The 25,451-nt window shown below is 67.1% G+C and carries 26 protein-coding genes and 1 pseudogene; 16 read left to right on the top strand and 11 right to left on the bottom strand.

Annotated elements, in window-relative coordinates; translation table 11 throughout:
* The first annotated feature begins 216 nt into the window (after positions 1 to 216).
* From AXE84_RS10085 to AXE84_RS10115, 7 genes are all read left to right on the top strand, one after another.
* Positions 217 to 951, top strand: a complete 735-nt coding sequence (locus AXE84_RS10085; protein WP_010615423.1) for a helix-turn-helix transcriptional regulator — start codon at positions 217 to 219, stop codon at positions 949 to 951.
* The gene (sufB, locus tag AXE84_RS10090; protein ID WP_004564693.1) at positions 948 to 2,387 is read left to right on the top strand and encodes a Fe-S cluster assembly protein SufB; all 1,440 of its coding nucleotides are present in this window, start codon (positions 948 to 950) and stop codon (positions 2,385 to 2,387) included. The genes AXE84_RS10085 and sufB overlap by 4 nt, the downstream gene beginning before the upstream one ends.
* 92 nt (positions 2,388 to 2,479) lie before the next feature.
* The gene (sufD, locus tag AXE84_RS10095) at positions 2,480 to 3,739 is read left to right on the top strand and encodes a Fe-S cluster assembly protein SufD (RefSeq protein ID WP_060957784.1); all 1,260 of its coding nucleotides are present in this window, start codon (positions 2,480 to 2,482) and stop codon (positions 3,737 to 3,739) included.
* A gap of 68 nt (positions 3,740 to 3,807) precedes the next feature.
* Positions 3,808 to 4,557 (top strand): Fe-S cluster assembly ATPase SufC, encoded by a 750-nt coding sequence (sufC, locus tag AXE84_RS10100; protein ID WP_010615421.1) that lies wholly within the window; start codon positions 3,808 to 3,810, stop codon positions 4,555 to 4,557.
* 161 nt (positions 4,558 to 4,718) lie between these two features.
* On the top strand, positions 4,719 to 6,071 hold the full coding sequence (locus tag AXE84_RS10105) for a SufS family cysteine desulfurase (protein WP_060957785.1): 1,353 nt from the start codon (positions 4,719 to 4,721) through the stop codon (positions 6,069 to 6,071).
* Between the two features lie 2 nt (positions 6,072 to 6,073).
* Positions 6,074 to 6,550 (top strand): Fe-S cluster assembly sulfur transfer protein SufU, encoded by a 477-nt coding sequence (sufU, locus tag AXE84_RS10110; protein WP_010615419.1) that lies wholly within the window; start codon positions 6,074 to 6,076, stop codon positions 6,548 to 6,550.
* 51 nt (positions 6,551 to 6,601) lie between these two features.
* Positions 6,602 to 6,997 (top strand): metal-sulfur cluster assembly factor, encoded by a 396-nt coding sequence (locus tag AXE84_RS10115; RefSeq protein WP_004564698.1) that lies wholly within the window; start codon positions 6,602 to 6,604, stop codon positions 6,995 to 6,997.
* Between the two features lie 98 nt (positions 6,998 to 7,095).
* On the opposite strand, the gene AXE84_RS13330 is transcribed toward AXE84_RS10115, so the two are convergent.
* The gene (locus tag AXE84_RS13330) at positions 7,096 to 7,491 is read right to left on the bottom strand and encodes a DUF488 domain-containing protein (RefSeq protein ID WP_060958239.1); all 396 of its coding nucleotides are present in this window, start codon (positions 7,489 to 7,491) and stop codon (positions 7,096 to 7,098) included.
* A gap of 111 nt (positions 7,492 to 7,602) precedes the next feature.
* Positions 7,603 to 8,115 (bottom strand): annotated as a pseudogene (locus tag AXE84_RS13475) (TetR/AcrR family transcriptional regulator); the annotation flags it as partial.
* Between the two features lie 93 nt (positions 8,116 to 8,208).
* Between AXE84_RS13475 and AXE84_RS10130 the strand changes: the two are divergent.
* Positions 8,209 to 8,619, top strand: a complete 411-nt coding sequence (locus AXE84_RS10130; protein WP_060958240.1) for a VOC family protein — start codon at positions 8,209 to 8,211, stop codon at positions 8,617 to 8,619.
* Between the two features lie 61 nt (positions 8,620 to 8,680).
* On the opposite strand, the gene AXE84_RS10135 is transcribed toward AXE84_RS10130, so the two are convergent.
* Positions 8,681 to 9,520 carry a MerR family transcriptional regulator gene (locus AXE84_RS10135; RefSeq protein ID WP_060957786.1) on the bottom strand — a complete coding sequence of 280 codons (840 nt, stop codon included), beginning with the start codon at positions 9,518 to 9,520 and terminating at the stop codon, positions 8,681 to 8,683.
* 190 nt (positions 9,521 to 9,710) lie between these two features.
* Between AXE84_RS10135 and AXE84_RS10140 the strand changes: the two genes are divergently transcribed.
* The 5 genes from AXE84_RS10140 to AXE84_RS10160 all read left to right on the top strand — a co-directional run bounded on the left by AXE84_RS10140 (position 9,711) and on the right by AXE84_RS10160 (position 13,518).
* Positions 9,711 to 10,460 (top strand): hypothetical protein, encoded by a 750-nt coding sequence (locus AXE84_RS10140; protein WP_060957787.1) that lies wholly within the window; start codon positions 9,711 to 9,713, stop codon positions 10,458 to 10,460.
* Positions 10,461 to 10,580: 120 nt separating this feature from the next.
* Positions 10,581 to 10,919, top strand: a complete 339-nt coding sequence (locus tag AXE84_RS10145) for an S-adenosylmethionine decarboxylase family protein (protein ID WP_081093148.1) — start codon at positions 10,581 to 10,583, stop codon at positions 10,917 to 10,919.
* The gene (locus tag AXE84_RS10150; protein WP_060957789.1) at positions 10,916 to 11,683 is read left to right on the top strand and encodes a hypothetical protein; all 768 of its coding nucleotides are present in this window, start codon (positions 10,916 to 10,918) and stop codon (positions 11,681 to 11,683) included. Before AXE84_RS10145 ends, AXE84_RS10150 begins: the two co-directional genes overlap by 4 nt.
* Positions 11,684 to 11,735: 52 nt before the next feature.
* Positions 11,736 to 11,981 (top strand): DUF350 domain-containing protein, encoded by a 246-nt coding sequence (locus AXE84_RS10155; RefSeq protein ID WP_003780291.1) that lies wholly within the window; start codon positions 11,736 to 11,738, stop codon positions 11,979 to 11,981.
* Positions 11,982 to 11,991: 10 nt separating this feature from the next.
* On the top strand, positions 11,992 to 13,518 hold the full coding sequence (locus AXE84_RS10160) for a polyamine aminopropyltransferase (RefSeq protein ID WP_060957790.1): 1,527 nt from the start codon (positions 11,992 to 11,994) through the stop codon (positions 13,516 to 13,518).
* Positions 13,519 to 13,614: 96 nt separating this feature from the next.
* Here the strand turns inward: AXE84_RS10160 and AXE84_RS10165 are convergent, their stop codons facing one another.
* The 3 genes from AXE84_RS10165 to AXE84_RS10175 all read right to left on the bottom strand — a co-directional run bounded on the left by AXE84_RS10165 (position 13,615) and on the right by AXE84_RS10175 (position 15,643).
* Positions 13,615 to 13,974 (bottom strand): hypothetical protein, encoded by a 360-nt coding sequence (locus AXE84_RS10165; RefSeq protein WP_060957791.1) that lies wholly within the window; start codon positions 13,972 to 13,974, stop codon positions 13,615 to 13,617.
* 58 nt (positions 13,975 to 14,032) lie between these two features.
* Positions 14,033 to 14,542, bottom strand: a complete 510-nt coding sequence (locus tag AXE84_RS10170) for a flavodoxin family protein (protein WP_060957792.1) — start codon at positions 14,540 to 14,542, stop codon at positions 14,033 to 14,035.
* A 192-nt stretch (positions 14,543 to 14,734) separates the two neighbouring features.
* The gene (locus AXE84_RS10175) at positions 14,735 to 15,643 is read right to left on the bottom strand and encodes a neutral zinc metallopeptidase (protein WP_010615410.1); all 909 of its coding nucleotides are present in this window, start codon (positions 15,641 to 15,643) and stop codon (positions 14,735 to 14,737) included.
* A gap of 150 nt (positions 15,644 to 15,793) precedes the next feature.
* On the opposite strand from AXE84_RS10175, the gene AXE84_RS10180 reads away from it, so the two are divergent.
* Entirely contained in the window at positions 15,794 to 16,849 is a 1,056-nt protein-coding gene (locus AXE84_RS10180) for a quinone-dependent dihydroorotate dehydrogenase (protein WP_060957793.1), read from the top strand.
* Positions 16,850 to 16,889: 40 nt separating this feature from the next.
* Here the strand turns inward: AXE84_RS10180 and AXE84_RS10185 are convergent, their stop codons facing one another.
* A complete protein-coding gene (locus tag AXE84_RS10185) occupies positions 16,890 to 17,498 on the bottom strand; it encodes a DUF3043 domain-containing protein (protein WP_010615408.1) in 609 nt (202 codons plus the stop codon).
* Between the two features lie 41 nt (positions 17,499 to 17,539).
* Here AXE84_RS10185 and AXE84_RS10190 point away from each other — a divergent pair, with 41 nt between their 5' ends.
* Both AXE84_RS10190 and AXE84_RS10195 read left to right on the top strand, forming a co-directional pair.
* A complete protein-coding gene (locus AXE84_RS10190; protein WP_060957794.1) occupies positions 17,540 to 18,928 on the top strand; it encodes a dipeptidase in 1,389 nt (462 codons plus the stop codon).
* Positions 18,929 to 18,968: 40 nt separating this feature from the next.
* Positions 18,969 to 20,219, top strand: coding sequence for a glycerate kinase (locus AXE84_RS10195; RefSeq protein ID WP_060957795.1), 1,251 nt, complete (start codon positions 18,969 to 18,971; stop codon positions 20,217 to 20,219).
* A 41-nt stretch (positions 20,220 to 20,260) separates the two neighbouring features.
* Here the strand turns inward: AXE84_RS10195 and AXE84_RS10200 are convergent, their stop codons facing one another.
* The 4 genes from AXE84_RS10200 to AXE84_RS10215 form a co-directional block, all read right to left on the bottom strand.
* Positions 20,261 to 21,274: a LacI family DNA-binding transcriptional regulator gene (locus AXE84_RS10200; protein ID WP_010615405.1), complete on the bottom strand. Its 1,014-nt coding sequence runs from the start codon at positions 21,272 to 21,274 to the stop codon at positions 20,261 to 20,263.
* Between the two features lie 194 nt (positions 21,275 to 21,468).
* Positions 21,469 to 22,398 carry a sugar ABC transporter permease gene (locus AXE84_RS10205; protein ID WP_004564714.1) on the bottom strand — a complete coding sequence of 310 codons (930 nt, stop codon included), beginning with the start codon at positions 22,396 to 22,398 and terminating at the stop codon, positions 21,469 to 21,471.
* A gap of 27 nt (positions 22,399 to 22,425) precedes the next feature.
* A complete protein-coding gene (locus tag AXE84_RS10210; protein WP_060957796.1) occupies positions 22,426 to 24,000 on the bottom strand; it encodes an ABC transporter permease subunit in 1,575 nt (524 codons plus the stop codon).
* A gap of 90 nt (positions 24,001 to 24,090) precedes the next feature.
* Complete coding sequence (locus AXE84_RS10215; protein ID WP_081093149.1) at positions 24,091 to 25,377, bottom strand: sugar ABC transporter substrate-binding protein; 1,287 nt, start codon at positions 25,375 to 25,377, stop codon at positions 24,091 to 24,093.
* Between the last annotated feature and the right edge of the window lie 74 nt (positions 25,378 to 25,451).

The raw sequence follows: 25,451 nt of genomic DNA on the forward strand, positions 1-25,451 counted from the left end.
CCTTTGATTAGATGACGTGTTCAATCCCACCCTGCGACGCTCCGTCGTGAACTTGCCAGTGTTGAATTCGGCAAGCAAGATCTTGGTTAAACTCGTGGCACAACGACCAGCGACGCCTCGCAGGTCAGTGCCTGGAGCCGGTCCAGGGCATGGCCGAACCGGCCGCAACGGGGCAGGCCGTGAGGCGTCGGAAGCGACTAGGGGAGGAGAACCGTCATGACTCAGAGTGACGACGACTCTACCCGGGCACGCGTTCTCGACCTCATCGCTGAGAAGGGACCGGTGTCGGCGGCGCAGCTCGCCAAGGTCCTGAGGCTGACGCCGGCCGCCGTGCGTAGGCACATCACCGCCCTTGAGGACGCTGAGCAGATCGAGGTGCACACGCCGGCCCAGACGGGCAAGCGCGGCCGCGGTCGCCCGGCCCGGCACTACGTCCTGACGCCCAAGGCCCGCACCTCCTTCGCGGAGGGCTACTCCGACCTGGCCAACCGTGCCCTGCACTACCTGTCCCAGGTGGCTGGTGACAAGGCGGTCGACTCCTTCGCCGCGGCCAGGGGCCGTGACCTCGAGCGCCGCTACGCCACCGTCGTCGAGGCGGCCGGCAAGGATCCCTCGGAGAGGGCCCGAGCCCTGGCGGACGCCCTGACTCTCGACGGCTACGCGGCCTCGGTGCGCGACGTCGGGGACGGCTCCTTCGCCGTCCAGCTGTGCCAGGGCAACTGCCCGGTGCGCGATGTGGCCGGGGAGTTCCACGAGCTGTGCGACGCCGAGACCCAGGCCATCTCCCGGCTCGTGGGCGTCCCGGTCCAGCGTCTGGCCACCCTGGCCGGAGGCGAGCACGTCTGTACCACCCACATTCCGATCGCCATGCCCGCGCTGCGCAAGCGCGCGGTTCGGGCGGCGGCTAAGACGCGAGGCCTTGAGACCAAGCGAATGGAAGGAACCCGATGACACTGCCGACAACCGAGACCACGCGTAGCACCGACGACGAGATCATCGACTCGATCTCGACGAGCTACGACTTCGGCTGGCACGACTCCGACGAGGCCGGTGAGAAGGCCAAGCGAGGCCTTGATGAGCAGGTGGTCCGCGAGATCTCCGCCATCAAGGGAGAGCCGGAGTGGATGCTGGCCAAGCGTCTCAAGGCCTACTCCACCTTCGAGCGCAAGCCCATGCCCACCTGGGGCGTGGACCTCTCCCAGCTCGACATGGACGCCGTCAAGTACTACGTGCGCTCCACGGACCGGCCGGCCAACTCCTGGGACGACCTGCCCGAGGACATCAAGAACACCTACGACCGCATCGGCATCCCCGAGGCCGAGCGCGAGCGCCTGGTGGCCGGCGTGGCCGCCCAGTACGAGTCGGAGGTCGTCTACCACCAGATCCGCGGTGACCTGGAGGAGCAGGGCGTCATCTTCGTGGACACCGACACCGCTGTGCGCGAGTACCCCGAGCTCGTCAAGGAGTACTTCGGGACCGTGGTGCCCGCCGGCGACAACAAGTTCGCCGCCCTCAACACGGCCGTGTGGTCCGGGGGCTCCTTCATCTACGTCCCCAAGGGCGTCCACGTCGAGATCCCGCTCCAGGCCTACTTCCGCATCAACACGGAGAACATGGGCCAGTTCGAGCGCACGCTCATCATCGCTGACGAGGACTCCTACGTTCATTACGTCGAGGGCTGCACCGCCCCCATCTACTCCACCGACTCCCTGCACTCGGCGATCGTGGAGATCGTGGTCAAGAAGAACGCCCGCGTGCGCTACACGACCATCCAGAACTGGTCCAATAACGTCTACAACCTGGTGACCCAGCGCGCTACCTGCGAGGAGGGCGCCACCATGGAGTGGATCGACGGCAACATCGGCTCCAAGCGCAACATGAAGTACCCGGCCGTCTTCCTCATGGGCCCCCACGCCCGCGGCGAGGCCCTGTCCATCGCCTTCGCCGGCGCGGACCAGCACCAGGACACCGGCGCCAAGATGGTCCACATGGCGCCCCACACCTCCAGCCACATCGTCTCCAAGTCGATCGCCCGCCACGGTGGCCGCAGCGCCTACCGCGGACTGGTGCAGATCATGAAGAACGCCCGGCACTCCAAGTCCAACGTGCTGTGCGACGCGCTCCTGGTCGATGAGATCTCCCGCTCGGACACCTACCCCTACGTCGACGTGCGCACCGACGACGTCGAAATGGGCCACGAGGCCACCGTATCCAAGGTGAGCGCCGACCAGCTCTTCTACCTCATGCAGCGCGGGCTGACCGAGACCGAGGCCATGGCCACGATCGTGCGCGGCTTCGTCGAGCCCATCGCCCGGGAGCTGCCCATGGAGTACGCCCTCGAGCTCAACCGGCTCATCGAGCTGCAGATGGAGAACTCGGTGGGCTGACCCACCGCAGCGGATCCTCCCTCGTCAGCCCACTCAGCCTTCGACCCACACCTCATCACACCGGCCTGCTGCCGGCCAAGGAGCACCTCCACATGCCTGAACTCTCGACCGACCACTCGAGCGCCACGCTCGACGGCGCCCACTCCCACGGCGGGCCGCGCTACGTCTCCTCGCGCGCCGACCGCCCCACCTCCTTCGACCCCGCCGACATCCCGGTGCCGCGCGGCCGTGAGGAGGAGTGGCGCTTCACGCCGATGAAGCGCTTCGCCCCGCTGTTCGACCTCGACGCCATCCGCGCGGCCACCGCCGGCCAGAGCGATGCCGGTGTCCGTATCGAGACGGACCTGCCCGACGGCGTGAGCCTGGAGACCGTCGCGCGCAGCGACGCCCGCATCGGCACCGTGGGCGCCCCGGTCGACCGCACCGGCGTCACCGCCTGGAACGGCACAGAGACCGCCACCGTGCTCACGCTGGAGCCCGGCGCCCAGCTGGAGCGGGCCGCCCGACTGAACATCATCGGCCAGGACGCACAGCTCGCCCGCCCCACCGCCCAGCACATCCTCGTCGCTGCCGAGGACGGTTCCAAGGGAACCGTCGTCCTGGACCACACCGGCACCGCCGCCCTGACCCAGGGTGTCGAGGTGACGGTCGCCGACGGCGCCGAGCTCACGCTGGTGACCGTCCAGGGCTGGGAGGACGGGGCCGTCCACGCCTCCAACCACCGGGTCAAGGTCTACGGTCGCGGCATCCTCAAGCACGTCGTCGTCAGCCTCGGCGGAGACGTGCGCATCTGCCCCGACCTGGGCTTCTCCGGCGAGGGCGGGCACATCGACGCCTACGGCGTCTACTTCACCGATGCCGGCCAGCACCAGGAGCACCGCCCCTACGTGGCCCACACCGAGCCCCACTGCTACTCGCGCGTCACCTACAAGGGCGCCCTCCAGGGCGAGGGCGCGCACGCCGTGTGGGTGGGGGACTGCCTCATCGGTCAGGCCGCCCGCGGCACGGACACCTACGAGCTCAACCGCAACCTGGTCCTCACCGAGGGGGCCAAGGCCGACTCCGTGCCGAACCTGGAGATCGAGAACGGCAACATCGAGGGGGCCGGCCACGCCAGCGCCACCGGCCGCTTCGACGACCAGCAGCTGTTCTACCTGCGTGCCCGCGGCATCCCCGAGACCGAGGCCCGCCGCCTCGTCGTCCTGGGCTTCTTCAACGAGATCGTCGCCGAGATCGGTGTCGATGAGGTCGAGGAGCGGCTCATGGCCGCAATCGAGAAGGAGCTCGAGCTCACCGGACTCATCACCGCCCGCACCGACCAGGACACCGCCGCCGAGCCGGCAGCCGAGTGACAGGCCGGACCCGCACCACGGTCCGCCCACCCGCAACCAGACCACAACCCAGCTGAAAGAAACGTCGCATGAGCACTCTGCAGATCAAGAACCTCCACGTCCAGGTCGCCACCAACGACGGCCCCAAGCCCATCCTCAAGGGCGTGGACCTGACCATCGACTCCAACCAGGTCCACGCCATCATGGGCCCCAACGGCTCGGGCAAGTCCACCCTGGCCTACTCCATCGCCGGTCACCCCGACTACGAGGTCACCGACGGCGAGGTCCTCCTCGACGGCGTCGACCTGCTGGAGATGAGCGTGGACGAGCGCGCCCGGGCCGGCCTCTTCCTGGCCATGCAGTACCCCGTTGAGGTCCCCGGCGTCACCGTGGCCAACTTCCTGCGCACGGCCAAGACCGCCATCGACGGCCAGGCCCCCAAGGTGCGCCAGTGGGTCGGTGAGGTCAACCAGGCCATGAAGAACCTGCGGATGGACCCCGCCTTCTCCCAGCGCGACGTCAACGCCGGCTTCTCCGGCGGTGAGAAGAAGCGCTTCGAGATCCTCCAGATGGAGCTGCTCCGTCCCCGCTTCGCCGTCCTGGACGAGACCGACTCCGGCCTGGACGTCGACGCCCTGCGCATCGTCTCCGAGGGCGTCAACCGCCTCCACGACGAGTCCGACGCCGGCTTCCTCCTCATCACCCACTACACGCGCATCCTGCGCTACATCAAGCCCGACCACGTCCACGTCTTCGTCGACGGGCGCGTGGCCGAGGCCGGCGGCCCCGACCTGGCCGACCGCCTCGAGGAAGAGGGCTACGACCGCTACCTCGCCTGACCGTCCTCACCGGGCCGGGGCCGACGACGGCGCGCCGCGCAACAAGGCGCCCTCGCCGGCCCCGGCATTGAGGCAGGGGGACTAAGGTTCCCCGTGACCTCAGGCCCCGCCGTCGGCGACCATGCCCGGAACCGCCCCGCACCGAATCGGAAAGGCACGTCATGACCCAGTCCACGGCCCCACTCACCGGGGCGCCTTCGGCCGGCGCACTCAACGCGGAGGAGATCGCCGCGATCCGCGCCGACTTCCCCTACCTGGAGCGGCCCGCCCGCAACGGTCAGGCGCTGGCCTACCTGGACTGGGCGGCCACGAGCCAGAAGCCCGCCGGCGTCATCACCACGGAGGCCGACTTCTACCGCATGTCCAACGGCGCGGCGGGACGCTCCACCTACCAGCTCGCCGACGAGGCCACCGCCACCTTCGAGGACGCCCGCGACGCCGTCGCCGCCTTTGTCGGGGCGCGCGGCAGCGAGCTCGTCTTCACCAAGAACGCCACCGAGGCCATCAACCTCGTCGCCCTGGCCATCGGGCACGCCAGCCAGGGCCGGTCGGCGGCCCGCGGTGGCGGACCCGCCGCGGCCGATGACCCGGCTCGGCGCCTCATCATCGGGCAGGGCGACGAGGTGGTCGTCACCCGCGCCGAGCACCACGCCAACCTCGTGCCCTGGCAGGAGCTGTGCGCCCGCACCGGCGCCACCCTGCGCTGGCTGGACCTGACCGAGGACGGGCGCATCGATGCCGCCACCCTGGACGTCATCACCGAGCGCACCCGCGTCCTGGCCCTGACCCATGCCTCCAACGTCACCGGCGCGATCAGCCCGCTCGACCTCATCCTCCCACGCGCCCAGCAGGTTGATGCGCTCGTCGTCCTGGACACCTGCCAGTCCGCCGCCCACCTCCCGCTGGACTTCGGCGCCCTGAAGACCGCCGGCGTGGACGCCATGGCGCTCTCCAGCCACAAGATGCTCGGCCCCACCGGCATCGGCGCGCTCGTGGCCACCGAGGAGCTCCTGGCTGCGATGCCACCGGTGCTCACCGGCGGCTCCATGATTGAGATCGTCACCATGGAGTCGTCGACCTTCATGAGCGGCCCGCCCCGTTTCGAGGCCGGCAGCCAGCCGCTGGCGCAGGCCGCGGGATGGCGCACCGCCGTGGAGTACCTGGCCCAGATCGGCCTGGACCGGCTCCACGCCACCGAGCAGGCCCTGACCCAGCAGGTGCTCGAGGGCCTGGCCCAGGTCCCCGGGCTGCGCCTGGTCGGCCCGGCCGACACGACCGACCGCCTGGGCGTGGTCGCCTTCTCCATCGAGGGAGTCCACCCTCACGACGTCGGCCAGGTCCTCGACGCCGCCGGCGTCGCCGTACGCACCGGCCACCACTGCGCCCAGCCCATCCACCAGCACTTCGGCATCCACGCCTCCTCGCGCCTGTCCTTCGGGGCCTGCTCCACGCCCGAGGAGGTGGACCGCTTCCTGTCCGCCATCGCCGACGTCCGGCGCTACTTCCAGAGGTGAGCATGAACGAACTCGACCAGCTCTACCAGCAAGTCATCCTCGACCACTCCCGGGAGCGCCACGGCTCCGGCGCCCTCGATGCCCCGGACGCCACCAGCCACCAGGTCAACCCCACCTGTGGTGACGACGTGACCCTGGGGGTGCGCGTCAAGGACGGCAAGATCGAGGCCATCGGCTGGGAGGGGGACGGGTGCTCCATCTCCCAGGCCTCCATCTCCGTCATGCACGACCTCGTCAACGGCGCCGACCTGGCCACCGTGGCCCGCCTCGAGGCGGACTTCGATACCCTCATGCACTCGCGCGGCAAGGGCGTCGACGACGCCGTCTTGGATGACCTCGAGGACGGGGCCGCCTTCGAGGGCGTCTCGAAGTACCCCAACCGCGTCAAGTGCGCCCTGCTGGGGTGGATGGCCCTCAAGGACGCCCTGGCCAAGTCCGGCGTCGCCCTGCCCGCCGTTGAGCCGAACGGCGCCGAGTAGATCAACTGTCCTGACACCACTGTCCGACCCGCGAGGAAGAAGGAAGAAGCCATGAGTGACAACCCCAGTGGGATGCCGGCTGCCGCCGACAACCCCATGGCCGCCCAGCAGCCGCCGGCCCCCGTCGCCAGCACCGAGGGCGTCGATGTCGCCGCCGTCGAGGAGGCTCTGCGCGACGTCATCGACCCCGAGCTCGGTATCAACGTCGTCGACCTCGGCCTGCTCTACGGGGTGTCGATCGAGCCCGACGGCACTGTCGTGCTCGACATGACCCTGACCACCGCCGCCTGCCCGCTCACCGACGTCATTGAGGAGCAGGCCCAGCAGGCCCTGTCCCTCATCGCCGACAAGGTCCGTATCCAGTGGGTGTGGCTGCCGCCGTGGGGGCCGGACAAGATCACCCCTGAGGGCCGCGAGCAGCTGCGTGCCCTGGGCTTCAACGTCTGAGGCTAAGAGACACTGCTGGCCTGTTCCTGAGCGGCCCGTGCACCGCAGATCGGTGCGCGGGCCGCCGCATCGTCAAGGGGATAGAGTGACGACGGAAGTCAGGACAGGTCCTCCTCGACGCCGAGAACCGCCTCTCGCAGGACACGCGCGTGGCAGTGGACGTGGTCGTGGCCCGCGAACAGGAGTGTCACGCGCCCCGTAAGGGCCTCGTGACGCAGGTGCTCGACGGCGGTGACCGCCTCGGGCCTCTCGGTGAGCTCGGCTCGGTAGGCCTCGACGAACTGGGGCCAGGGCAGGTCCCCGCTGTGGAAGGCCCGCCGCAGCTCGGTGGTGGGGGCGGCGTCCTTGGCCCACTCGTCGAGAGCGGCGCGCTCCTTGGACACGCCACGGGGCCAGAGCCGGTCCACCAGGACCCGTGCTCCGTCCTCGGCGCTGGGCTCCTCACGGATGCCTTTGAGAACCACGTTGGCAGATGAAGGAAGGCGTTGACTCATACCAGCGACGCTACTCGCCCCATCCGTCGGTGCGGTCCCATCGGCTCGCAGTGAACCGAGCATGCAGAGCAATGCGTCCATGGTGTCTTTCAGTGCCGTTGGTGACTCGGTCTCGGCAAGCCACAACGCGGCCTCGTTCATTGCACCGGATAGCAGACGAACCAAGGGTGCCACCGGCCGGGAGACGAGAATGCCGTCCTCCATGAGGCTGGTCAGCACCTCCGTGAGGAGCCTTTCGGAGCATGCTTCGTCCATCTCCTTCCATTCGCGCCAACCCAGCACTATCGGTGCGTCAATGAGCATGATCTGCCGGATCTCGGGGTCACTGTAGGAGGTAAGAAACGCCTCGCAGCCTGCGACGAGCTCCTTCCAGGGATCCGCGCACGGCCGAGCGGCGTCCTGAACCCGGTCAGCGACCTCCTGCTGCACCTGCCGAAGGACTGCGAGGAAGAGATCCTTCTTGCCAGCGAACTGATGGTAGAGCGCGCCCTTGGTCATTCCGAGCGCGTCGACGACGTCGCTTAGCCGCACCGCGCTGTATCCCTCGGAGGCGAAGCGCTGCCGAGCCACGGTGATAAGTGCCGCCTGCGTCGCCCTGCGCTGGGCTGCTCTCGTTCCTGCCATGAAGCACCTCGACAATTGACATACCGAAAGTATGTGAACTAGTTTCGCATACCAATGGTATGCGAATCCTTTGATGTCACCTGGGAGGCGACTATGCGGATCCGAGACAACTACCCGATCGTTGTCACCGACCGGAAGGACGAGGCGCGAGACTTCTGGCAGCGATTCCTTGGCTTCCGTCCTGTTTTCGACAGTTCCTGGTTCACCTTGATGACGGATGAGGGCAGCGGATCATCGATTTCCTTCATGACGCCGGACCACCCCTCTGCTCCTCCAGGGCCCGATGCCTTTGCCGGAACCGGCGCCTGCTTCGAACTGGAGGTCGACGACGCAGCAGCGGCTCATGCCGAGCTGACGGGCAGAGGACTGGCGGCGACGTACCCGCTCACCGACGAGCCCTTCGGCCAGCGCCGGTTCGGGTTCGCCGACCCCAGCGGCCTGTGGATCGACGTCGTCGAGCAGATTGAATCGGAGGCCGGCTACTGGGATCGGTACATGCGGTGAGTGACGAGGGCATCTGATATCGATGTCGGGAGTGTGTCAACCGGGCATGCTTGAGTACCGCTTACTCGCTCGAGCGCCACCGGTCGATCGCGGTGAGGAACTCCCGTTCCAAGGCCCGGGTGAGCCGCGCATCGGGGTACCCCGTGGCTCCGATAAGGCTGAAGAGCCCCCGGACCGCATCGGTGTCGACGCTGCTGGCAAGGGCTGCAAGGCGCTCAGGCGGCAGCCGGGCCTCCATCCGGGAGACCATGACCTGGGCGCGCTGCTCGATCTGCGCCTCTGACAGCTCGGTCGGCTCCTGGGAGTAAAAGGCCAGTGACTCGGCGTCGTAGTCAGGATCCGGGTCCACGAAGAGGAACTCCGCCTCCGGCGGCATCTGGCCGCGATAGCAGGCCAGGTCGGTCAGGTCCCGCTCCTTGCGCACCGCGCAGCGGGTGGCCTCGTCGGCAGCGGCCTGCTCCAGCCGGTCGAAGAAGGCTGCCATACGTGGGGACATCGGTGAGACCGTCGAACCGCCCTTGGCTCGCTCCAGCAGGCCGGCGAGCATGTCCCTCTGCCTGGCGACCTCGGCCAGGTGATCCTCCACGGCGGCCAGTGCCCCGGCCAGGTCCTCGACCACGGAGCCGGCCGCCGCGCGTGCTTCAACCGTTCCGGCCGCTGGCGCGTCGTCGGGTTGCTCGACGCCGGTAGCCTCGGACTCGTCGAGAACGCGCCTGATGGTCTCCAGGGACACACCGGCCTGGACCAGCCAGCGGATCCGGGAGAGCCGGGCGACGTGGCTCAGGTCGTAGTCACGCCAGCCGCCCCGTTCTCCGGGAACTGGAAGCAGACCCAGCGAGTGGTAATAGCGCACCGTGCGCACGGTTGTCCCGGTCAGCTCGGCGATCTCGGCAACGCGCATGGGGACAGTCTCACACGGCACCCGGATCCTGGGCCGTTCGGATCCACGTAGTGGGGCCGGATCATGGGGAGTGCGATCCGTTTGCCGGGGCATGCCGGCGTTGCTACTGTGCCCGCGTGATGACAGGCGGATCAGGTACCGACGGCGGCAGCGGCGCCCCGTCTCGCCCTGAGCAGGCGGGAGGGTCCTGGTGAACGGCACGCGAGGCAACCTGCAGGTCGGCGACCTGCTCCAGGGCAGTACAGGCGCCCTGTCAGTCACAGGTTGCCTGCTCTTCAAGGAATGGGACTCCCAGGACCACTGCTTCTACTACTGGGAGGAGTGGCAGCTCATCGGGGCCAGCAACTCCGACACCTGGGTCGAGGTCGACCACGATCCCGGCGAGGTCCTCTTCTACGAACCCGTTCGTCTCCAGGAGAAGATCGAGCCGTGGGCCCTGACCGTCGGTCAGACGATGCAGATGACGATCAACGGCGTCCTGCACCGCGGCATGGTTGAGGAGGTGACCACCGGAACGCTCGAGAACGTCATCGGTTCCCCGGTGTGCCCACTCAACATCGGCGAGACCATGACCTACGCCGAGGTACGGCTGACGGACCCGGCCGGCGTGACCAGCAGACTGACCATCGACAGCCACCGTTTCCGTGACCTCCTGGCATACCGAAAGACCTCCCTGTCCACTGCGCAGCAGAAGCAGCTCTTCGGGCGGGTCCTGTACAACCGCCGATCCGTCACCGGAAGAACCGGCCGGAACATCGGATGCGCGGTCGTCGCTGCCTTCGTCAGTATCGTGCTCGTCGGCGGACTGTTCTCCGCCTGCTCCAACCCTGGCCGCTACAGTGGCGACGCCGATCCCACCAGCACCTCGCACTCGGGCTCCTCGCGGGGCTATCGTCACCGCCCGGTCTACGGGGGTGGCGGAGGCGGAGTCGGCAAGTAGGCCCGCTCCGTCGGTGACGGCCGGCCCGTCATGTGCTGTCGACGGCGGGGGAGCGAGGATGGGGACCTCACCCCGTTTGTCGGCTGTCCGCCTCGTTGCTACCGTGCTCGCGTGAGTGCGGTGAGCCTGTGTTCCGTCAGCTACAAGATCAGTGGCGCTGAGCCGTATGCGCTCAACGATCTGTCCACCATGGAGTCGATTCTCCTTGGTGCCGCCCAGACTGCGGGACTGACTGCCGTATCCAGCGCTCACCACCGCTTCGAGCCCCAGGGACTGAGCGCCGTCATCATTCTGTCCGAGTCGCATATTGCCGCCCACACCTGGCCCGAGTCCGGCACCGGCTACGTGACGCTCACCAGCTGTCGCACACTGACTCCCGTGCAGATCGAGGCGGTGGGGGAGCTGGTGCGCAAGCGCCTGCGGGCCCAGCAGGTGACCACCTCGGAGATCACGCTGTGAGTGTCAGAGGCGATCTGAGAGTCGGTGAGACGCTTCGCGGTTCCCTGAGGAAGAAGCGCCGCTCCTACACCGTCATGGGGCGAGTTGTCCTCAGACGACGGGATCAGGGAAGCCGGCGCTTCGTCAAGCGGGAGCAGTGGCGTCTGATCGACGACGAGGGTCAAGAGCTCTGGCTGGAGATCCGTCGAGACACCAACAAGGTGGTACTTCACGAGCCGGTTCCTGTTCAGCCGGCGATTGACCCGCTCACCCTCGAGGCCGGTTGGAGCCGGAAGCTGAGAGTTCGTGGCCGGCCGTGCACCGTCGAGGTCACGAATGTGCGCCGTGCTGAGATCGACCACGAGACCGGGGCCATCAATCATCCGCACGGGGCTCTCGCCTCGACAACGTGCGCCGATCTCCGCGTGGTGGATGCCGAGGGCTCGATCTCCACCATGGTGGTCGATGCACATCGCCTCCACACCCGAGAAATCTATAGCGAAACAGGTCTGTCCTCCTCGAAGCAGTCCAGGGTCTTCGGTAGGCCCGTGACCCGACCGTGGTGGATACCCGGTTTCATGCGAAGGTTCTGGCGGTGGTTCCCCACGGCGATCTCCGGGGCGAGTAGAAGCGACTGGGCCCCCGTGTTCTGGATCGTCCTGATGTTCGTCGTTCTGGTGCTGGCCGAGCTGATCGATGACGAAGAGGGTTTCATTCCCGCAAGCGGCGGCTCCTTCCGGAACCGCTCGGTCTACGGCGGCGGGGGCGGCGGCGTCGGAAAATGACCTGGAGCCCACGGACTCAATCCCCTCGACGGTCACACACGAAGGAGAAGACATGTCGCTCATGACCATCGCTCACCACTCATCGGTCGACCTCAACTGGCAGTCACTGCTGAGCACCATTGTCTACGCGGTGCTCGGAGTGGTCCTGCTCATGGTGTTCGCGCTGCTGGTCAACCGCATCTTCCGCCTCGACCTCAGACGCGAGCTCATCGAGGACCAGAACATCGGCCTGGGGGTCGCCTTCGCCGGCACGGCGCTGGCCATCGCCATCATCATCGCCGCCACCATCCTGAGCTGAGCCGCACACCATGACCCACGGCCGAATCGGGCGACGAGAGAACGTCGCCCTGTTCACTGCGGCGCTGCTCGCCGCGATCGGCGGGCTCATCTACGAGCTCATCCTGGGCACCGCCGCCTCCTACCTCCTGGGCGACTCCGTGCTCAGCTTCAGTCTGGCCACCGGTATCACCCTGTTCGGCATGGGCATCGGCTCACTGTTGGTCAACCGCTTCCGTGCAGCGCCGGCAGTCGTCTTCGGTGTCAGCGAGGTGCTCCTGGGCCTCATCGGTGGCAACTCCGTCCTCCTGCTGTACCTGGCCTTTGGGCGCACCCGCCTGCACTGGGTCGTCTTCGGCGGCATCAGCCTGACCATCGGCATCCTCATCGGCTTGGAGATCCCGCTGTTGGTGCGGACCTTCGCGGCCTTCGGGCGCCGCTCGACCAGTGAGCTGCTCGGCAAGGTCATGGCCATCGACTACTTCGGCTCCCTGGTGGCCTCCCTGGTCTTCCCCCTGGTGCTCCTCCCACAGCTCGGTCTCATGCGCGGGGCCTACCTGGTAGGTGCCCTCAACGTCCTGGTGGCACTGCTCGTCCTGCTCCAGGTGCGCACACCGCGCAAGATCCTGTGGGCGGCCACTGCCGCCGTGGTGGCACTGGTCGGCATGTTCGCAGCCGCCAACCGCATCGAGCGCAGCGTGGAGGCGCTCACCTACAACGACCCGATCGTCTACTACCAGCAGACCGCTTACCAGAAGGTCGTCCTTACCCAGTACCAGGACGACCTGCGCCTGTACCTCAACGGCCAGCTCCAGTTCTCCAGCCTGGACGAGGCCAGGTACCACGAGACCCTGTCCGCGAGTGCCATGACCTCGGTGAAGGATCCCGCCCACGTCCTCGTACTCGGCGGCGGCGACGGCCTGCTGACCCGGGAGATCCTGCGCTACCCCAGCGTCACGGACGTCACCATCGTAGACATCGATCCTGATGTCACCGAGCTGGCGCGGAATAACCGCCTGCTCAAGGACCTCAACCACGCCTCCCTGTCCGACCCCAGGGTGAAGGTCGTCAACGACGACGCTTTCACCTACGTCCAGGACTTCAAGGCGACCTACGACGTCGTTCTCATCGACCTGGTCGACCCCTCCAACGAGAAGCTCGCCAAGCTCTACTCCACCGAGTTCTATCGGAACATCGAGGCACGGCTGGCACCCGAGGGCGTCATGGTCACCCAGGCCACCTCCACCTTCTTCTCACCCCATGCCTTCTCCACAGTGGCCAGCACCGTCGCCGCCGCTCAGCCGGATCGACAGATCCTGCCCTTCTCCACCAATGTCCCCTCCTTCGGGGAGTGGGGCTTCGTGCTGTCCACCAGGACGCCGCAGAACCTCATCAGCCAGCCGCTACCCAAGGGCCTGACCTACCAGGACCGGAAGACCCTGGAGTTCATCATGCGAACCAAGCCGGCCCGCACCGAAACCATGGAGCCCTCCACCCTTCTGCATCCCCGGATCGTCGAGGTCTACAACCAAGACATGCGGCAGTGGCGCTACTACTGAACCGCCCGGGAAGAGATGGCGAAGCCGGTTCGGTCTGAATCGTCCCGAAGCGACTTCGCCGTCACTCTGTTGCCGCATCGCGGCGGCCGCCTCACCTCATCTCAAGATTCTGATGGACAGCCAGGCGGCGATCCCAGCGACCACCACACAGCTCATCAGGGACATGATAACCGCCATGCCGATGATGAACAGATAGTGCATTGCCGCCAGTGTTGCCAGCCAGATGAGCGTGACACGAGCGGCGCGAGGAAGTGCCGTCGCCAGGCATGCTCCGGCTCCAACGATCACCAGCCCACTGACGGCGAAGGACATGAAGCCTGGGTCAGTGACGTTGACGGGCTCGAGTGTCGCTCCCCAGATGATGATGAGGAGACCGCAGACGGCCAGGCATGCTCCGGCGATGTTTCGTCCGCTCAGCTGCTGCCGGGACGACTTGTCGCGGTTCGTTGCTGTCATGTTGTTGTTTTCCTTCCGATGATGCGATGTGCAGTCGTTGTCGCGGCGGCGCCTGTCGCTATCCGGTCTTCACCGAGTCCGCGAGCTCGCGTCCCCAGCTGTGGGCGTCGGTCTCCTGGCCGGTGGCCAGCGGGCCCTTGCTCGCCGTGACCACGAAGCTTCTGACCGACACCGTCCGCCGACCCTGACGCCGCTGTAGCGTCTTGGCGATCGCCTTGGCCGCTGAGCCGCTGAGCCAGCCCTTGGAGATGACCGTGTCGAAGGCGGCGACGCTGAGAGCGGTTGGAACCTCTGCGTCTCCCAGCCACTCGCTGATCCCCGGGGAGTTGTTGCCCGGCCCCGCCTGCGCACGGGCCTTGGCCCGCGTAGCCGCAGTGGGCAGACCCCGGTTGTGAGTGGGGGCTGCCAGGACGAGCAGATCCAGGTCCTCGGGCAGAGCGCCTGGCGCCTGGGCGACGTCGACCATCTGCGCCTCGACGCCGCCCTCGATCAACCCGGCGGCAACGGCCTCGGCGATGGCCCGGGTATTGCCGAAGCAGGACTCAACAATGATGAGTGCCCTGGTCATGGTGTCCTCCTGAGAACTGGTAACGGCGCTGTCGCTGGTGGCTCGGGTGTCATGAGCCCACTGTCGGGTGTGACGCAACGTCGCACGCAAACGGGGCCCGCCGCTCTCAAGGCGGCGGGCCCCTTCAGGCCGAGAAACTCGGTGGAGAGACAGGACGAGTCAGGACGACGAACAGCGTCGCCCTGGTGCGTCTCAGAGCTGGGAGGCGTCGACGGCGAAGGTGTTGCAGGCCTGCATCGAGCCGGAGTCCATTCCGGTGGTGAACCAGCGCACGCGCTGCTCGGAGGAGCCGTGGGTCCACGTGTCGGAGTCGACGTGCCCCTTGGCCCGCTCCTGGATGTGGTCATCACCCACGGCCTCGGCCGCGCCCAGCGCGCCCTTGATCTCCTCACTGCTGGGACGGTTGAGGAAGGGCTTGCCGGTGTCCGGGTCTGGGGTGGAGGAGGCGTGGTTGACCCAGATTCCCGCGTAGCAGTCCGCCTGGAGCTCCAGTCGCACCGAGTCCGACGTCGCACCGCTGCCCGAGCGGTCGGCCTTGGCCATCTGCCCGGTCAGGTGCTGGATGTGGTGGCCGAACTCGTGGGCCACGATGTACTCCTCCGCCAGGGGCGTGTCAGCGGCCCCCAAGGAGCGCTCCATCTCGGAGAAGAAGCTCATGTCCAGGTAGACGGTCCGGTCCCCAGAGCAGTAGAAGGGACCCACCGCTGAGGAGGCATTACCGCAGGCCGAGGAGATCTGGCTGCCGTCCCACAGGACGAACTCGGGCTTGGCGTACTTGAGCCCCGCCTGGGAAGGCAGCTGCTCGGTCCACACCGCGTCGAGGGACTCCGCGGTGGCCACCATGCGGCACTGGGTGTACTTGTTGGCACTGTCCCCGCTGGTGCACACGGAGGTGTCGATCGATGAGGCCGTCGACGTCGTCGTCCCGGTCTGCTGCTGCGCTCCCAGCATGGAGGTCAGGTCCACTCCCGTGAGCTGGGAGATGAGGACGACGGCGATGACGGTCAGGATGGAGCCGCCACCGATCACGGCGCCCCGACCTCCGCCGGAACGGGTCTGGACCCGGTTGGGGTCGAGCTGAATATCGCGGTTGAAGGACACTGGCCACCTCTGAGAACACGCCTGCAATGAGGCTCGGACGAAGTCCACGCTACCGTGACACCGTGACCGGCGCGAAGCGGGGACACCGAGGAGAATAACGGCGGGACCCTGCACAGTCCCTGGAAGGCCTGGTCGGGGTAGCCTGATGCCGTGCTCTACGACCTGCTGTACAAGACCGTGCTGACCCGTATCGACCCCGAGCTGATCCATGACGTGTGCCTGGACGCGATCGAGATCACCGGCAAGGTTCCCCTTGTTAGGGACGTAGTGCGCCAGATGTGGGGGCGCAGGCCGGTCTTCCCGGTGCCCTCGGCCAACCAGGGCGGCCCCTTCGCCCGACCTGTGCCCGGCATCCTTGGGCTCGCCGCGGGTATGGACAAGGAGGGACAGGCCGTCGAGGGCCTGGACATGCTCGGCTTCGGCTTCATCGAGGTCGGCACCTTCACCGCCCACCCCCAGGGCGGCAACGACAAGCCCCGCATGTGGCGCTACCCGCAGATGCGTGCCGTGCGCAACCGCATGGGCTTCAACAACTCCGGGGCGGATGAGGCCGCCAAGCGCCTGCGGGCACTGCGCCGCACCCCTCGAGGGCGATCCATCGTCGTCGGAGCGAACATCGGCAAGACCAAGGTGACCCCGCTCGAGGAGGCGGTGGAGGACTACCGCTACTCGGCCGCGGCAGTGGCCCGCTGGGTCGACTACCTCGTCGTCAACGTCTCCAGCCCCAACACCCCCGGGCTGCGCAGCCTGCAGAGCGTTGAGACGCTGCGCCCGATCCTTGAAGCGGTGCGCGAGGCCGCCGACCGCGCCGCCAGGCGCCACGTTCCGCTCCTGGTCAAGATCGCCCCGGACCTGGCTGACGAGGACATCGACGCCGTCGCCCAGATGGTCCTGGACATGGGCCTCGACGGGGTGGTGGCCACCAACACGACCATCGACCACGACCTGGGGGAGGGCGGCCTGTCCGGCGCCCCACTTCTGCCCCGCGCCCTGGAGGTCGTGCGCCGCCTGCGCCACGGGCTGGGGCAAGGGCCTACGATCATCGGCGTCGGCGGCATCTCCTCCGTCATGGATGCCGAGCTCATGCTCGACGCGGGAGCGGACCTGCTTCAGGCCTACACGGCCTTCATCTACAACGGCCCCGCCTGGCCGGGGCGCATCAACCGGGCCCTGGCCACCGGTTCCGCCGCCCGGGCGACTGCCTGAGCCCCAGGTCCGGGGCCGCCCCACAGCGGACCGGAACGGATCAGGACGGGTACTGGCCCCGCTCGACCAGGGCGGCGGGACGGCGCCAGCGCCGCAGCATGAAGCAGCGCGACATGATGTAGAAGAGGATCGTCCCCTCGTCCTTGACCTTCTCCTGGCCGAACTTCGCGGTCAGGCGGCGGCGCAGGCGCGTCCAGCACCAGACGGCGTCGGCGATCGCCGCCAGCAGGTAGCCGTTCATCGCCAGCACTGTGTAGAAGCTGATGAGCGGGTAGTGGGGCAGGAGGCTGCTGAACCCGAAGGAGATGATGAGCAGGACGAAGATGAGGGGCATGAAGTACTCACCCAGGTTGAAGCGCGCGTCGACGTAGTCACGGATGTAGCGCTTGATCGGCCCCTTCTCCCTGGACGGGAGGTACTTCTCCTCACCGGTGACCATGGCCTTGTTCTGACGCTCCCAAGCGGCGTCACGGGCCGCTCGCGCCTCTCGCTTGGCGGCCGCACGGTCTTTGGGGACCACCGGGTGCAGGTTCTTGGCCTGCTGGTCCTTGCGCCGGGGCGTGGGGCGTCCCTTGCCTCCGGGCTTGGGGGAGGGCTCGGCCACGGGCTCCGGCTCAGGGGTCTGGCTGCGCTTCTTGAACAGGCTCACGGTGTCAAGACTAGCGGCAGCGGCGCGATACCCTGAAAACCATGATCACTGTTGATGCCGTGCGCACCGCCGTGCACACCTCCATGCCCACCATCGTCTCCGACCTGACGGACCTGGTCGCGATCCCCTCGGTCTCCGCCTCCAGCCACGACCAGTCCCAGGTTCAGCGCTCCGCCGAGGCCGTGGCCGCGCTCCTGCGCGACAGCGGTCTGGATGTCGAGATCCTCTCCGTGCCCGCCCCCGACGGCACCCCCGGCCGGCCCGCCGTCCTGGCCCACAAGGCCGGCCCCCAGGGCAGCCCGCACGTCCTGCTCTACTCCCACCACGACGTCCAGCCCGTCGGCGACCCGACCGGCTGGGACCAGGCCGACCCCTTCACCGCCGAGCGGCGCGGGGAACGGCTGTTCGGACGCGGAACCGCTGACGACAAGGCCGGCGTCATCACCCACGCCCACGCCCTGCGCATCCTGGCCTCCCTGGCCGACGGTGAGCTGCCCTGCTCCGTGACGGTCTTCATCGAGGGCGAGGAGGAGGTCGGCAGCCCCTCCTTCGAGAACTTCCTGACCACTCACCGTGACCGCCTGGCCTCCGACGTCATCGTCGTGGCCGACTCCTCCAACTGGAAGGTCGGCGTCCCGTCCCTGACCACCTCGCTGCGCGGCGTCGTCCAGGTCGATGTTCGTCTCGACATGCTCGACCACGCGCTTCACTCCGGCATGTACGGCGGCCCCGTGCTGGATGCCGCCACCGCCATGTGCCGACTGATCGCCTCCTGCCACGACGAGGCCGGTGACGTCGCCGTGGCAGGGCTGGTCAGCCAGTCCCAGGCCGATGCCGACTTTCCCGTCTACCCGGAGGCCGACTTCCGCGCCGATGCCGGCATCCTCGACGGCGTCGAGCTCTCCGGCACCGGCGACCTCACCGCCCGGCTGTGGACCAAGCCCTCCCTGACGCTCATCGGCATGGACGTCACGCCCCTGGACCTGGCCGGCAACGTCCTGACCCCTTCGTGCACGGCCCGACTCTCGCTGCGCATCGCACCCGGGCAGGACCCGGCCGCAGCCCAGGAGGCCCTGGTCGCCCACCTGGAGAAGCACGTACCCTTCGGGGGCCGCCTGACCGTCACCGGCCGTGAAGCCGGGCCCGCCTTCGACGGCTCCGAGGTCACCCCCGCCTCCGAGGCCGCCCACTGGGCCCTGTCCACCGCCTGGGACACCGAGGCCGTCAACATCGGACAGGGCGGCTCCATCCCCTTCATCGCCACCCTGAAGGAGACCTTCCCCGACGCCCAGGTGCTTGTCACCGGGATCGAGGACCCCGACACCCGGGCCCACAGCGAGAACGAGTCCATGCACCTGGGCGAGCTTGAGCACATCGTGGCCGCCGAAGCCCTTCTTCTGGCCCGCCTGGGCGGCGCCATCGACTCATGACGGCCAGTGCACGCCGAGCCTGTCACCGGAGAATGAGCCCATGAAGGTTCTTCTTGCTCCTGGCGGGCTGTGGCCCGAGCCCGCTGGAGTGCCTCTGGCGGGCTCGGGACCAGGTCTCGCCCCGGGCCGGGTCGCCTCCTGCCTGGCGCGTGGCTGGCGGGCGGTGCGCCCCCATGATGCCCTGACCCTGCTGCCCATGGCGGACGGCGGACCGGGCTCGGCCCAGGTGATCGCCCCCGATCAGGTCGTCTCCCGGGAGGTCATTCAGGGGCGGGGGCCGCTCGGACAGGTCAGAGAGGTCGACCTGGTGCGTCTGGTCCCCAGGGCGGCACGATCCGGGAACCGGCATCGAGGCGAGGCGAGCACCTGGTTCCTGGATGCCGCTCGGCTGTTGGCACTGCCGGCTGATCCCGATGAGGCGGCCCAGGAGGCGCTGGAGGGCAGCACCTCCGGTTTGGGAGAAGTTATCGGTGCAGCCCTGAGCCGTACCGGCCCCTTGGACACGCTCCTGGTGGGGATGTCGCGCTCCGCCGTTCACGACGGGGGCCTGGGAGCCATGGACGCGCTCGGCGGCCTACGAGCAGCCAAGGAGCTGCTGTCGCATCGCAGCCTGGGACTGGTCTTGGCCGACGACATCGCCCTGGGAGGCATGAGTGGTGCCGGGGCGGCCCTGGCGAGCATCAGTGCCATCAGCCCTGAGCGGGCACAGGAGCTGGACCGGCGCGCCTGCGCCCGGGCGATGGAAGTCGTCAGCGAGGCTCAGGATCTCGATGCTGGTGCCGTCGGTCCACACAGGCCACTGCCTGTCGTCTCCGCGCTGGACGACGTCGGACCCTCCGCCTCCGCGCATGCGGGGGACTCCACCGGAACTGCTCGCCTGAGCGCGTCCACCTGGGGAACCGGGGCGGGCGGGGGCAGCGCCCTGGTGCTGCGGGCCCTGGGCGCATGGGCGCGGCCCGGGGCGCGAGTCATGGCTGAGCTCGTCAGTTTGAGCGAGGCCGCCTACGGGCAGGACCTGGTCGTCGCCGCCTGGGGAGAGCTCTACGACGTCCTGGCCGACGGCGTCGTGGGCGTCGTCGGTCAGAACGCCGCATCCCAGGCGCTGCCGTGCATCGTGGTGTGCGGGCGCTGCGCCGTCAGTCGCGGTGAGCTGGCCGCCGCCGGCGTCACCAACGCCTACGGGCTGCAGGAGTCTCATGCCACCGAGCCCTGGGACGCGACTGACTTTCACGGGCTGGAGGCACGGCTGATGGACCTCGGCTCCCGACTGGCCCGTACGTGGTCGCGCTGAGCGGATGCTTGACGCCAGGGCTCCGCTGCGAGTCGCGCGGCTCAGTCGATGGGGGCCGCGGCGGTTGAGTCACGCACGATGAGGTCTGGGGCGAAGAGCATCTCGGTGTCGGCCGGTCGTTGCCCGTTGAGCTGTGCGAGGAGCGTGGAGACGGCCGCCCGGCAGATGGACTCCACGGGCTGGCGCACCGTGGTCAGCGGCGGGTCGGTCATGGGGATGAGCGGTGAGTCGTCGTAGCCGATGACGGAGACGTCATGAGGAACTGACCTGCCCGTCTGGCGCACCCCGTGGACCACTCCCAGGGCCATGACGTCCGAGGAGCACACGATGCCGGTGCAGCCCTGCTCCAGCAGGTGCAGCGCCGCGCTGACCCCGCCCTCGTAGGTGTAGAGCGTCTCCACGATCCGCAGGGGTTCCTCGGGCAGACTCTCGCTCATGGCGTCCTCGTAGCCGGAGCGCTTGCGCTGAGCCGGCACCATGCGCATTGGCCCCATGGCCAGACCGACGCGCTGATGCCCCAGGGCGATGAGGTGATCGACCGCCATCCGGGTCGCCCGGCGGTCATCGGTGGCGAAGCCCGGTGCCTTGATGGTAGGCGCGTTGCCGTTGATCGTCACCAACGGTACGCCGCGCTCACGCAGGCGCTGGTAGCGGGTGACATCGCCGGTGGTGTCCGCGTGGCGTCCGGAGACGAAGATGATGCCGGCGACACCGCGGTCCACGAGCATCTCGATGTACTCGTCTTCGCTGATGCCGCCGGGGGTCTGGGTGCACAGCAGGGGAGTGTGCCCGGAGGGGGCCAGGAGCTGCTCGATCTGCTGGGCGAACAGCGGAAAGATCGGGTTGCTCAGCTCGGGCACGATCAGCCCCATGAGACCGCGGGAGGTCTGGTGCACCGACTCGGGACGCTCATAACCCAAGATGTCGAGCGCAGCGAGCACCTGCCGGCGGGTCGAGTCCGCCACGTTGGACTTTCCATTGAGCACACGGGAGACAGTTGCGGTGGAGACGCCCGCCTGGTCGGCGATGTCAGTGAGAGTGAGTCTCTGTGGCATGAGTGAATCCTACGAAGAACGGTCAGGATGGAGGGGCTGACTCGCCTGAACCGACAGCGGAACGTCGCGTCCCTCGACTGACCATCATCGCAGGTCATGTCCCGTTCGTGGGAATCCGGGACGGTGAGGTGGCGCCGTCGGCCCCTGATCTTCGGCTGAGGGACCGGGGTGCGCGTGAAGTCGTCCGACCCTGATCAGCCCTTGACCGCGCCCGAGATCGATCCGCCGACGATGTAGCGCTGCAAGTACTGGAACAGAGCGATCACCGGGGCCATGGTGAGGACCGCTCCGGCAGCGAAGATCCCCAGGTTGTTGGAGCGGTCGCCGACGAGCATGCCGTAGAGCCCCACGGCGAGCGTCTTCTGGGAGTTGTCGGTCAGAATGATCGAGCCCAGGAGGAACTCGCTGATGACACCCACGAAGGCCAGCAGGAAGGTGGTGGCGATGATCGGCTTGAGCGTGGGCAGAAGGATGATGCGGAAGACCTGCCAGTGCGTGCAGCCGTCGATGATGGCGGCTTCATCGAGCTCACGGGGAATCGTGTCGAAGGTTCCCTTGATGAGCCACACCTGCCCCAGTGCTCCGCCCATGAGCGCCAGGCTGTAGCCGGCCAGGGTGTTGAGGCCGAGGAAGGGGACGACCTGGCCGATGTCGGAGATCATCGTGTAGATGGCGATCATGGACAGGATCGCGGGGAACATCATAATCAGGAGCAGGGCGAGCAGGCCGCCGCGGCGTCCAGTGAAGCGGAACCGGGAGAAGGCGTAGGCCCCCAGCAGGGACAGGAAGACCTGAGCGGTTGCCACCACTGTGCAGATGATGATCGTGTTGAGGTACCAGCGCAGGAATGGGCCCCGTGCCCCGGATAGCAGGTTCTGGTAGTTGACCAGACTCACCTTGGTGGGGATCAACCCGGTGGATGCCACCGTGCCCAGGGGGTTGAGAGAGGCGGAGATGACGTAGAGGACGGGGAAGGCTGCGAAGACCAGGGCAATGACGCCGACGACGTGTCTCCAGCCGATCTCCCGGAACCAGCGTGAGAACGGCATGTGATTCTCGATGACGACGCTGTCCTCGGAACTGTTTGATGCGGACCGGGACACGGGCTGCGATGAGGTGCTCATGATGATGTTCTTTCCGAGGTCGGCTGGTCAGTTGACGTCTTCGAGCTTCTTGGTGGCTCGGAACTGCAATGCGGCCAGGACGCCGGTGACGGCGAACAGGACCACGGAGACGGCCGAGGCGAATCCGAAGTCCGAGCCGGCACGGCCGAAGGCGATGCGGTAGACCATGGAGATGAGGATGTCGGTTCCGCCGCGTGTGTACTCCCCGGCCGGGAAGGGCCCACCCTCGGTCAGCAGCTGGATGGCATTGAAGTTGTTGAAGTTGAAGGCGAAGGTGCTCACCAGCAGAGGGGCGACGGCGACCAGGAGCAGTGGGGTGACGATGCGCCATGTGGCCTGCATGCCACTGGCGCCGTCCATCTTGGCCGCCTCCTTGACATCGCCGGAGATGGACTGCAGAGCGCCGGTGCACACGATGAACATGTAGGGGAAGCCCATCCACGTGTTGGTGAGCAGGACGGCGATCTTGGCCATGGTCGGGTCGGACAGCCACGGGATACTGAGGTGCATCATCCGATTGATGAGGCCGAAGTCCTGGTTGTAGAAGTTCGACCACACGAGCAGCGAGATGAAGCCGGGTACGGCGTAGGGCAGCAGGAGGAAGGAGCGGTAGAGCTTCTTACCCTTGATACGATCATCATTGAGGGTCAGCGCCAAGAAGAAACCGAGGCCGAAGGTGAGCAGCACCGAGCCCAGGGCGAAGATGATGGTCCATGCGAAGGCCTTGAGGAACTGGGAGGCCAGGTTGCCCTCAGTGAAGAGCCGTGAGTAGTTGGCCAGTCCCACGTTCTGCTTCCAGGACTGGGCCAGGCTCTCTCCCTCGGCGTTGACGAAGTGCTCGGACAGCCCCACCTTCTTGACCGAGTAGACGTCCCCGGTGGCGGTGTTGGTAATGGTGTCGGAGGACTTGTTGTAGACCATCCGCTTGGTTCCCTCGAAAGCGGTCCGGATGCCCTGAACCTTGACCGTGGTCTTGTCCGTGAAGGGAACCGACATGGCGCTGATGTCCTCGTAGGCGGTGTTGATCTGCCTGGGGGACAGGATCGTGTATCCCTCCGCCTTGGTCACCACGCCGTTGTCGACGGTGACGGTGCTGGCGTCGACCTTCTCCAGCTTCTTCCCGTCACTTCCCCGCAGCACCTCCTTGGTCTGCGGATTGACGAGGAACAGTGAGAAGGGGCCCTTGGTGACGTCGCCGTCGGTCGCGACTGACAGACCATAGGTGGGAGAGTCCTCGGTGCGGACCATGGAGTTGTTGGTGATGGAGGCGATGGCCTCCTCCTTGGTCCCGCGATACCCGTCCCCGAAGTTGGTGAAGGAGGTTTGAATGGTCAGCACGATGGGGACGATGAGGAAGACGGTGAGGAAGAACGTGCCGGGGAAGAGGTACTTGGCGGGCACGAATCTCTTGGTCGAGTACAGCAGGAACATGGCCCCCGTGGTCAGGACGACGATTCCCAGCCACAACCACATCCGATAGGCGATAAGAAGTGGGACGAGGTAGATCGCTGCGACCAGCGTGAGGGACAGCACGATGATGCGACCGACGAGACCTCTGATGGTCGTGGTCTTCTCCCTCGGGGTGGTGGATGCGGACGTCATTATCTGCGGGTCCTTTCCAGAAGTGGGAAAGCAGTATGAGGAATAACCGGGTGCGTGGAGAAGCGTTCCGCTCTTCGGCGTCGAGGCGGTTTACGAGCCCTTGATCGACGCCTTGATGGTCTGGCCGACCCCGGTCATGGTGCTGGCGGGATCGGCCCCACCGACGATGTTGGCCTGAGCGCGTCCAAGGGGTTCCCACACTGAGGACATGGCGGGGATCGCGGGCATGGGGTCGGCCTTGGCGGAGAGCTCCGCGAAGGTGACCATGTCGGGGTGCTCCGCCTTGAGCTTGTCCGCGAGGTCCTTCTGGGCCGGGGGCAGCTCGTTGGTGGGGAACATCGACGCCGCAAAGGTCATGTCCTTGGCTGCGTCGGCCACGAAGGTCTCGGCGAAGGCCTTGTTCTTTCCGTTGGAGGCGACGTAGAAGCAGTTGACCCCGACGAAGGGGCTCGCCTGACTGTCCTTGATGTCTTTGAATCCCGGAATGTGCGTGAGCTGGTAGTCGATGCCGGCTTTCTTGATGTCCGCCAGGGCCCATGGCCCCGAGATGAGGTAGGGGGCCTTACCATCGGTGAACAAGGAAATGTGGTTGGCGGCCGTGACCGACTTCCTGAGGACTCCCTGCTGCCCGAGCTGGCGGATCTTCTCCGCGGCCTTGATGGATCCCTCCTTGCCGATACCGAGGTCATTGGGATCGTAGGAGCCGTCCGGGTTCTTGCCGAACATGTATCCGCCGGCGGCGGTGTAGATCGGCTCCATGTTGTAGGCGTCGCCCTTCTCGTCGATGGCCTGCGACAGGACGAGCTCGGTTCCGGCCGCCTTGCCGGCCTCGATCATCTCCTCGATGCTGGCCGGCTGGGTCACTGAGGTCAGTGCCTTGTTGACGAACAGGCCCAGGCACTCGACGGCGTAGGGCGTTGCGTAGATCTGGCCGTCGTAGGTGACCGCCTTGAGCGCGATGTCGGAGTAGTTGGATTCGGCCTCGGGGCTCAGAACGACCGGCCGGATCGCGCTGTTCTGCACCAGGTTGCCGATCCAGTCGTGTGCGCCGAGGACGATGTCAGGGCCGTTGCCGGCCTGGTTGGCGGTGATGAAGTTGGGCTGCAAGTCATTGGCGACGGTCTGGACCGCCACCGAGATGCCCTGCTGCTTGCCCCAGGTCTTGGCGATCTCCTTGAGGGAGTCCGCCTTCTTCTGATCCGCCCAGATGACCAGATCGGCATCGGAGCCGCCTGCCGAGGCGTCAGATGCCTGTGAGGCAGCGCCGCCCGAGGCCGCCGTACCCGCAGTATTGCGCGAGCCGGAGCAGGCGGCCAACGTTGGCACGGTGGAGGCCAGAGCGGCCATCGTCAGGAAGGATCGGCGGGTGGGTGCCACAGGGATTCTCCTTCGAATCAGATCCGCAGCGAGGAGTTCCTCGCCTGGCACCATAATTTAATCGGCTTATGTAA

Origin of the sequence: Actinomyces oris (assembly GCF_001553935.1) — a bacterium.
Classification (GTDB): domain Bacteria; phylum Actinomycetota; class Actinomycetes; order Actinomycetales; family Actinomycetaceae; genus Actinomyces; species Actinomyces oris_A.

Excerpts from the sequence above, each read along its gene's own strand:
- AXE84_RS10130 (WP_060958240.1), top strand. The coding sequence starts at position 8,209 with ATGCGGATCCGAGACAACTACCCGATCGTTGTCACCGACCGGAAGGAC.
- sufC (WP_010615421.1), top strand. The coding sequence starts at position 3,808 with ATGAGCACTCTGCAGATCAAGAACCTCCACGTCCAGGTCGCCACCAAC.
- AXE84_RS10190 (WP_060957794.1), top strand. The coding sequence starts at position 17,540 with ATGATCACTGTTGATGCCGTGCGCACCGCCGTGCACACCTCCATGCCC.
- AXE84_RS10165 (WP_060957791.1), bottom strand. The coding sequence starts at position 13,974 with ATGACAGCAACGAACCGCGACAAGTCGTCCCGGCAGCAGCTGAGCGGA.
- AXE84_RS13330 (WP_060958239.1), bottom strand. The coding sequence starts at position 7,491 with ATGAGTCAACGCCTTCCTTCATCTGCCAACGTGGTTCTCAAAGGCATC.
- AXE84_RS10200 (WP_010615405.1), bottom strand. The coding sequence starts at position 21,274 with ATGCCACAGAGACTCACTCTCACTGACATCGCCGACCAGGCGGGCGTC.
- AXE84_RS10085 (WP_010615423.1), top strand. The coding sequence starts at position 217 with ATGACTCAGAGTGACGACGACTCTACCCGGGCACGCGTTCTCGACCTC.
- sufD (WP_060957784.1), top strand. The coding sequence starts at position 2,480 with ATGCCTGAACTCTCGACCGACCACTCGAGCGCCACGCTCGACGGCGCC.
- AXE84_RS10160 (WP_060957790.1), top strand. The coding sequence starts at position 11,992 with ATGACCCACGGCCGAATCGGGCGACGAGAGAACGTCGCCCTGTTCACT.
- AXE84_RS10205 (WP_004564714.1), bottom strand. The coding sequence starts at position 22,398 with ATGAGCACCTCATCGCAGCCCGTGTCCCGGTCCGCATCAAACAGTTCC.
- AXE84_RS10210 (WP_060957796.1), bottom strand. The coding sequence starts at position 24,000 with ATGACGTCCGCATCCACCACCCCGAGGGAGAAGACCACGACCATCAGA.
- AXE84_RS10195 (WP_060957795.1), top strand. The coding sequence starts at position 18,969 with ATGAAGGTTCTTCTTGCTCCTGGCGGGCTGTGGCCCGAGCCCGCTGGA.
- AXE84_RS10105 (WP_060957785.1), top strand. The coding sequence starts at position 4,719 with ATGACCCAGTCCACGGCCCCACTCACCGGGGCGCCTTCGGCCGGCGCA.
- sufB (WP_004564693.1), top strand. The coding sequence starts at position 948 with ATGACACTGCCGACAACCGAGACCACGCGTAGCACCGACGACGAGATC.
- sufU (WP_010615419.1), top strand. The coding sequence starts at position 6,074 with ATGAACGAACTCGACCAGCTCTACCAGCAAGTCATCCTCGACCACTCC.
- AXE84_RS10135 (WP_060957786.1), bottom strand. The coding sequence starts at position 9,520 with ATGCGCGTTGCCGAGATCGCCGAGCTGACCGGGACAACCGTGCGCACG.
- AXE84_RS10155 (WP_003780291.1), top strand. The coding sequence starts at position 11,736 with ATGTCGCTCATGACCATCGCTCACCACTCATCGGTCGACCTCAACTGG.
- AXE84_RS10115 (WP_004564698.1), top strand. The coding sequence starts at position 6,602 with ATGAGTGACAACCCCAGTGGGATGCCGGCTGCCGCCGACAACCCCATG.
- AXE84_RS10170 (WP_060957792.1), bottom strand. The coding sequence starts at position 14,542 with ATGACCAGGGCACTCATCATTGTTGAGTCCTGCTTCGGCAATACCCGG.